The 6,106-nt window shown below is 69.6% G+C and carries 7 protein-coding genes; 2 read left to right on the top strand and 5 right to left on the bottom strand.

Annotated elements, in window-relative coordinates; genetic code table 11:
• Positions 1–619 precede the first annotated feature (619 nt).
• Positions 620–841: a hypothetical protein gene (locus DQE82_RS30010; protein WP_013288029.1), complete on the top strand. Its 222-nt coding sequence runs from the start codon at positions 620–622 to the stop codon at positions 839–841.
• 6 nt (positions 842–847) lie between these two features.
• Here DQE82_RS30010 and DQE82_RS30005 read toward each other — a convergent pair whose 3' ends face one another.
• Together DQE82_RS30005 and DQE82_RS30000 are read right to left on the bottom strand one after the other, a co-directional pair.
• Entirely contained in the window at positions 848–1,645 is a 798-nt protein-coding gene (locus tag DQE82_RS30005) for a carbon-nitrogen hydrolase family protein (protein ID WP_104115219.1), read from the bottom strand.
• A 39-nt stretch (positions 1,646–1,684) separates the two neighbouring features.
• Complete coding sequence (locus tag DQE82_RS30000; protein WP_113974827.1) at positions 1,685–2,518, bottom strand: EamA family transporter; 834 nt, start codon at positions 2,516–2,518, stop codon at positions 1,685–1,687.
• Positions 2,519–2,559: 41 nt separating this feature from the next.
• Between DQE82_RS30000 and DQE82_RS29995 the strand changes: the two genes are divergently transcribed.
• Entirely contained in the window at positions 2,560–3,183 is a 624-nt protein-coding gene (locus DQE82_RS29995; protein WP_113974832.1) for a helix-turn-helix domain-containing protein, read from the top strand.
• A 23-nt stretch (positions 3,184–3,206) separates the two neighbouring features.
• Here the strand turns inward: DQE82_RS29995 and clpX are convergent, their stop codons facing one another.
• The 3 genes from clpX to DQE82_RS29980 form a co-directional block, all read right to left on the bottom strand.
• Positions 3,207–4,499, bottom strand: a complete 1,293-nt coding sequence (clpX, locus tag DQE82_RS29990; RefSeq protein WP_018786885.1) for an ATP-dependent Clp protease ATP-binding subunit ClpX — start codon at positions 4,497–4,499, stop codon at positions 3,207–3,209.
• 226 nt (positions 4,500–4,725) lie between these two features.
• Positions 4,726–5,388, bottom strand: a complete 663-nt coding sequence (locus DQE82_RS29985) for an ATP-dependent Clp protease proteolytic subunit (protein WP_013288034.1) — start codon at positions 5,386–5,388, stop codon at positions 4,726–4,728.
• Positions 5,389–5,402: 14 nt separating this feature from the next.
• Positions 5,403–6,044 carry an ATP-dependent Clp protease proteolytic subunit gene (locus DQE82_RS29980; protein ID WP_013288035.1) on the bottom strand — a complete coding sequence of 214 codons (642 nt, stop codon included), beginning with the start codon at positions 6,042–6,044 and terminating at the stop codon, positions 5,403–5,405.
• Positions 6,045–6,106: the final 62 nt, after the last annotated feature.

The raw sequence follows: 6,106 nt of genomic DNA, 5'->3' as shown, positions 1-6,106 counted from the left end.
GTGTTGCCAAAGGAATCCCAACCAGCAACCATTCCAAAGAACAGCCACCAGTCCGGGGTATAAAACAATTGGCACTGGCTTTACAAGCACCCTGTTGAGTTCTCAAAGAACAACCACACACCAACCAGAAACCCCGCACCGCGGAGCCCCCGTTTGGGGCAACCTCTCCAACCTACTCGGTCTCACGTTCGTCGTCAACCTCGTGTCCGAGGTGATCAACTTGGTTCGACCAGACCCACGCTGACGCTCGCCGTTTCCGGCGTTCGTGGCTCTCGTGGGTTTCGGCGGACCGGCCGGCGTCGCTTTCGCGACCACCCGCCCGGCTCCCTGCCGGCTTTCGCACTCTACCCGGTCGACTTCGCCTTCGCAACTCCGTGTCCCGGAGTGTCTAGCACCGCCCGAATCTCAGTCTGGCTCGGCGTCGCCGCCACCAGCCTGGCGCCCGTTCTCGGCCGGTTTGCCCCGGCCTCCCGCGTGCAGAGAGAAAGTTACGCGGACCGGCCGTGGAAGGCAAATCAATGATCGTCATTGCCCGAGCGGAGCGCGCGCAGCCGATGCCGGCCGGAAAGCACCCGTGGAAGGGATCCCCCGGCGGCGGCCCCGTGCCAGAGTGGTCGGCATGGATGACCCGTCCCCGGTCCCGGCCGTCGCCGAGGACGCTCTGCTCGGCCTCCTGCTGCCGTTCTGGCAGTTGGTGATCGGGGCCGTCGTGCTCGCCGTACTGGTGCTGTCGATCAGACGCCTGGCCCGGCGCGGCCCGTCCCGGATGACCACCGCCCTGCTGGTCACTGCGGCGGCGATCGCCGGAATCGCCGCCCTGGGCCTGCTGTTCGGAGGCTGACCGCGGTCAGAGCCGGCGGTTGGCCAGGCTGGGCAGCTCGGCGCGGATCGTCCGCAGCCGCTCCAGGTCGATCTCGGTGACCGCCAGTCCCGGACCGTCGGCGACCTGGCTCAGCACTGTCCCCCACGGGTCCACCACCATGCTCCGGCCGAAGCACGTCCGGCCCGGGTCGTGGTCACCGGTCTGGCCCGCCGCCGCCACGAAGCACTGGTTCTCGATCGCCCGGGCCCGCAGCAGCACCTCCCAGTGGTCCCGCCCGGTGTGCATCATGAACGCGGCCGGCACGACGAGCAGTTCGGCGCCGCCGTCGGTCGCGAGCTGCCGGTACAACTCGGGGAACCGCAGGTCGTAACAGATGGACAGGCCCACCCGCAGGCCCTCGACGTCGACCACCACCGGCTTCTCTCCGGGCGCGACGGTTGCCGACTCCCGGTAGGAGACGCGGCCGGGGATCTCCACGTCGTACAAATGGATCTTGCGGTAGGCGGCGGCGAGCGCGCCCTCGCGGTCGAAGACCAGCGAGGTGTTCCAGGTGTGCGCGGGGTCCGGCCCGGCCTCGTGGAACGAGCCGGCGAGCACCCACATGCCGAGCCGCCGGGCGACCGCCGCGAAGAACCGCCCCACCTCGCCGTCGACCGGCTCCGCCGGGGGCATCCGGTCATCGGGGCCGAGGTAGTCGACGTACTCCGGAAGGAGGGCGAGGTCGGCGCCCGCCGCCGCGGCCCTGACCAGCAGGGCCTCGGCGGCGGCGAGGTTCGCCGCCCGATCGTCGCGGGCGTTGAGCTGGCAGACGGCGACGCGCATGACCCGAGGGTACGGGCGCAGGCGGGCGCGCGACAGTGCTCAGACGCTGGACAGCACGAGCGCGGCGGCGGCGAACCCGAGTCCGGCCAGTTGCACCGGCCGGAGCCGTTCCCGGTCGACGGCGAGCGCGAGCAGGACGGTGCTCGCCGGGTAGAGCGAGGCGACGGCGGCCACCACGCTCAGGTGGCCGCGTCCGGCGGCGGCGAGGAAGAGCGCGTTCGCTGCCGAGTCGAGCAGGCCGGCGGCCGCGGCCCAGCCGAGCACACGCCGCCCGAGGCGCAGGCGAGTGCCGGTACGCGCGGCGAGCGCGAGGCCGAACGCGACGGAGCTGACGCGTACCGCCAGAACCGGCCACATGCCCGCACTCTCGTCGGCCTGGCCGAGCAGCGCGAAGAAGACGCCGAAGAGCAGTCCCGCGGCGAGTGCCATGGCCAGGACGCGGCCGGAGACGCGGCGTGCGGCGCCGCGCTCCCCCAGGCTGACCAGCCCGATGGCGACCACGGCGAGCCCGGCGCCGCCCAGCGCCACGGCACCCGGGGAATGGGCGAGGACCAGGCCGGCGACGATCGGCACGATCGCCGCCGTGATCGCGGTGACCGGCGCGACGACGGCCATGACGCCGGTGGCCAGCGCGCGGTAGAGCAGCATGACGCCGCCCGCGCCCGCCACCCCGGCCAGCAGTCCCCAGCCCAGGTCGAGGGCGCTCGGGATGCCGGGCACGACGAGTACGAGCACGACCAGCAGCGGAAGGCTGAGCATCTGCGACACGACGGTGACAGCGATGGGGTCGGCCCATCGCGACGCCTTGCCGCCGGAGAAGTCGGCCGTGCCGAAGGCGAGCGCCGAGACGGCGGCGAGGACAATGGGGAGCACATCGCAGTCGTACCATAATAGTGACCGTGAAGGACAGTGTGATGACCGACGCAAGCGGACGGGTCGGCGCGGTGACCTCAGCGGTCGCCCGGCAGGTACGTGAGTTGCGAGCCGCCCGCGGCTGGTCCTTCGAGGAACTGGCCGGCCGGTCCGGCGTCAGCAAGGGCATGCTCGTGCAGATCGAGGGTGCCCGCACCAACCCGAGCATCGGCACGCTCTGCCGGGTCGCCGACGCGTTCGGCGTCAGCATCGCCCGGCTGCTGGAGCCGGCCGAGGAGAGCACGGTACGGGTCAGCGCTGCCGATGACGCGCCGGTGCTGTGGCGCGGCCCGCACGGCGGCCTGGCGCGTCTGCTCAGTGGGCTCGGCGAACCCGACCTGGTCGAGCTGTGGGACTGGCGGATGGAACCCGGAGAGACGTTGCGCTCCCCCGACCACGCCCACGGCACCCGGGAGATCCTGCACGTGCTCGACGGCGCCGCGACGGTCACCGTCGACGGCGTCGACCACGAGGTACGCGCCGGCGAGACGGTCGAGTTCCACGCCGACCGGGAGCACGGCTACCGGACGGCCGGCGACGAGCCGGTGCGCCTGATGATGGTGGTGGTCACCCCGTCGGGCGAGTGGGACCGGCGGACCCGTTCACGCGGACCGCGCCCGAGCTGACCCGGGCGCGGTCGCGACGGCGGTCAGGCCGACTTCTCCTCGCGGTCCCGCCGGCGCCGGCCGGTGAACTCGCGGGGCACGATCGTCGGGTTGACGTTCTCCAGCACGACCTCGCGGGTGATCAGCACCCGGGCCGCGTCGGGGTTGCTCGGCACCTCGTACATCACGGAGAGGAGCACCTCTTCCATGATCGCCCGCAGGCCGCGGGCGCCGGTGCCGCGGAGCATGGCCTGATCGGCGATGGCCTCCAGCGCGGGCTGCTCGAACTCCAGCTCGACGCCGTCCAGCTCGAACAGGCGCTGGTACTGCCGGACCAGCGCGTTGCGCGGCTCGGTCAGGATCCGCACCAGCGCGGTGCGGTCGAGGCTGCGCACGTTGGTGATCACCGGAAGCCGGCCGATGAACTCGGGGATCAGCCCGAACTTCAGCATGTCCTCCGGCATGACCTGGCTGAAGATGTCGTCGGTCGACCGCTCGGACACCGACCGGAGCCGGGCGCCGAAGCCGGTGCCGCCGGAGCCGGTGCGGGCCTCGATGATCTGGTCGAGCCCGGCGAACGCGCCACCGCAGATGAACAGCACGTTGGTGGTGTCGATCTGGATGAACTCCTGGTGCGGGTGCTTGCGCCCGCCCTGCGGCGGCACGTTGGCGACAGTGCCTTCGAGCATCTTCAGCAGCGCCTGCTGCACGCCCTCGCCGGAGACGTCACGGGTGATCGAGGGGTTCTCCGACTTGCGGGCGATCTTGTCGACCTCGTCGATGTAGATGATGCCCGTCTCGGCCCGCTTGATGTCGTAGTCGGCGGCCTGGATCAGCTTCAGCAGGATGTTCTCGACGTCCTCGCCGACGTAGCCCGCCTCGGTGAGCGCTGTGGCGTCCGCGATGGCGAACGGGACGTTGAGCATCCGGGCGAGCGTCTGCGCCAGGTGGGTCTTGCCGCAGCCGGTCGGGCCGAGCAGCAGGATGTTGGACTTGGCCAGCTCCACGCCGTCGGTGCCGGACCCCGGGGCGCCGGCGGCCTCGGCCTGGATCCGCTTGTAGTGGTTGTAGACCGCGACGGCGAGCGCCTTCTTGGCCTGCTCCTGACCCACCACGTAGTTGTCGAGGAACTGGCAGATCTCCATCGGCTTGGGAAGCTCTTCCCACTTCACCTCGCCGGACTCGGCCAGCTCCTCTTCGATGATCTCGTTGCAGAGATCGATGCACTCGTCGCAGATGTAGACGCCAGGGCCCGCGATGAGCTTCTTGACCTGCTTCTGCGACTTGCCGCAGAACGAGCATTTCAGTAGGTCGCCGCCGTCACCGATCCGTGCCACCTACGTTCTCCCTGCACTCATCGGCCGGAACGCCGGCCCTGACCTGCGAGCGCCGGAGCGCCCGTCCGTCCTGTCGTTCCACCATGCTGTCGGCTCCACCGATCCGACCGGCGGAGCGGTACAGACCCGACGTTACCCGGTGGCCGGGTTTTCTCCGACCCCCAAAACCGGTGTGTCAGAGGTCGACCGGGAACGATACCCCGGCCGACCTCCGACCACACGTGGCTCAGCCCGCGGCGTGCGACGCCAGCAGACCCTTCTTGCGGCTGGTCAGGATCGTGTCGACCAGCCCGTACTCCTTGGACTCCTCGGCCGTCATGATCTTGTCACGGTCGATGTCCTTGCGGACCTGCTCGATCGGGCGGTTGCAGTGCCGGGACAGCATGTCCTCCAGCTGCGTCCGCATCCGCAGGATCTCCCGCGCCTGGATCTCGATGTCCGAGCCCTGGCCGTAGCCGCCCTCGGTGGCCGGCTGGTGGATGATGATCCGGGAGTTGGGCAGCGCCATCCGCTTACCCGGGGTGCCCGCGGAGAGCAGCACCGCCGCCGCGCTCGCCGCCTGCCCGAGGCAGACGGTCTGGATGTCCGGGCGGACGTACTGCATGGTGTCGTAGATCGCCGTCATGGCGGTGAAGGAGCCACCGGGCGAGTTGATGTACATGATGATGTCGCGGTCCGGGTCGGTGCCCTCCAGCGTCAGCAGCTGGGCCATCACGTCGTTGGCCGACGCGTCGTCCACCTGCACGCCGAGGAAGATGATCCGGTCCTCGAAGAGCTTGTTGTACGGGTTGGACTCCTTCATCCCGTACGACGTGCGCTCGACGAACGACGGCAGGACGTAGCGGTTGTGCACGGCCGCGAACTGGGGCGGCAGGCTCAGGTCGGTCATCGTCAGCTCCTCGGTCAGCTCAGGGTCCCGGCGCCATCCGGAACCTGCGCGGCCCCGATGATCACCTTGTCGATGAAGCCGTAGTCCATGGCCTCCTGGGCGGTGAACCAACGGTCACGGTCCGAGTCCGCCTCGATCTGCGCCTGGGACTGGCCGGTGTGGAACGCGACCCGCTCCTGGAACATCCGCTTGGTGTAGAGCATCTGCTCGGCCTGGATCGCGATGTCCGACGCGGTGCCGCCGAGGCCACCCGACGGCTGGTGCATCATGATCCGCGCGTGCGGCAGGGCGTAACGCTTGCCCTTGGTGCCGGCGCAGAGCAGCAGCTGGCCCATCGAGGCCGCCATGCCCATCGCCACTGTCGAGACGTCGTTGTCGATGTACTGCATGGTGTCGTAGATCGCCATGCCGGAGTAGACCGAGCCACCCGGCGAGTTGATCCAGAGGAAGATGTCGCGGTCCGGGTCCTCCGCGGCGAGCAGCAGGAGCTGCGCGCAGATGCGGTTGGCCACCTGGTCGTTCACCTCGCTGCCCAGGAAGATGATCCGTTCCTTGAGCAACCGGTTGTAGACCGAGTCGTCGAGGTTGCCAATGGAGTCGCCACCGCGGGCCTCGTTCACCCGGAGCGACTTCTTGGGGATGTGCATGTCGGTCATGGCAGCCCTTCGCTCTCCGTACCGTCCTACCCGACACTAACCGCTCAGCCGGGAGGCGTACT

This window comes from Micromonospora sp. LHW51205, assembly GCF_003315815.1.
Lineage (GTDB): Bacteria > Actinomycetota > Actinomycetes > Mycobacteriales > Micromonosporaceae > Micromonospora > Micromonospora chalcea.
The sequence above is the reverse complement of the archived record's forward strand: the minus strand, read 5'-3'. Positions and strand labels throughout refer to the sequence as shown.